Annotated in this window: 1 protein-coding gene; it reads right to left on the bottom strand. The window is 65.4% G+C overall.

What is annotated here, in order from left to right; translation table 11 throughout:
* Positions 1-998: amino acid adenylation domain-containing protein (locus DID98_RS35465; protein ID WP_185640934.1), on the bottom strand; the 998-nt coding region annotated here is incomplete at both ends.

Here is a 998-nt window from a genome sequence, read left to right as displayed (position 1 = left end):
ACCGACGGCACCATGTAGTCCGGCAGCAACTCGCGCAGCCCCGCCTTCAGTTCGCCCGACGACGGCAGCGACGCGCCGGCCACATAACCGATCAGCCGCGCACCACCCGAATGTGTCGCGTCCGCCACCACCACCGCCTCGTCGACACCCGGTTGCGAGCGCAACGCCGCCTCGATTTCGCCCAGCTCGATACGGAACCCGCGGATCTTCACCTGATGATCCGTCCGGCCCAGATACTCGATCTCGCCGTCATCGGTGTAGCGCGCCAGATCCCCGGTGCGATACATCCGCGCCCCTTCCTCCGCCGCATACGGGTCCGGCATGAAGCGCTCCGCCGTCAGGTCCGGGCGATTCACGTAGCCGCGCCCCACCCCTGCGCCGCCCAGGTACAACTCGCCCGGCACCCCCACCGGCACCGCATTCAGCGCCTCGTCCAGAATGTAGGTTCGCGTGTTCCAGATCGGCTTGCCGATCGTGATCCGTCCGACTTCGTGTGCCGGCTCGGAAAAGGTCGCGTAAATGGTGCTTTCCGTCGGCCCGTAAATATTGCACACGCGTTTCGCCGCCGACGTACGTGCAATGTCTCGCAGCAAGTCTGCATCGAGCGCTTCGCCAGCCAATGCAAGTGCGTCAACCTTCCCGGGAAGCATGCTCGCGTTGATCAGCCCCCGAATGGCCGACGGTGTCGCGCAAACCAGGGCCGGCTGCCGGGTTTCGAGAATCTCGGGCAGCGCAAGGACGCTGTCGACGATGAGCAGCGTGCCGCCGTTCGCCAGCGTCGTGACGATTTCGAACAACGAGACGTCGAACGCGACCGACGTGGAGAAGAGGACACGGCCATCCTCGATCGACGGAAATTGGGCAATCCCCCATGCCGCCAGACTGTTCAGCCCGCGATGCGCAAGCGCAACGCCCTTCGGTCGGCCGGTCGAGCCCGACGTGTAGATCACGTACGCCAGGTTGTCCGGCATCGCATCGCTCGTCACGTCGGCCAGCGC

This window comes from Burkholderia sp. Bp8984, assembly GCF_003853755.1.
Lineage (GTDB): Bacteria > Pseudomonadota > Gammaproteobacteria > Burkholderiales > Burkholderiaceae > Burkholderia.
This window is presented reverse-complemented; position numbering and strand designations above follow the sequence as displayed.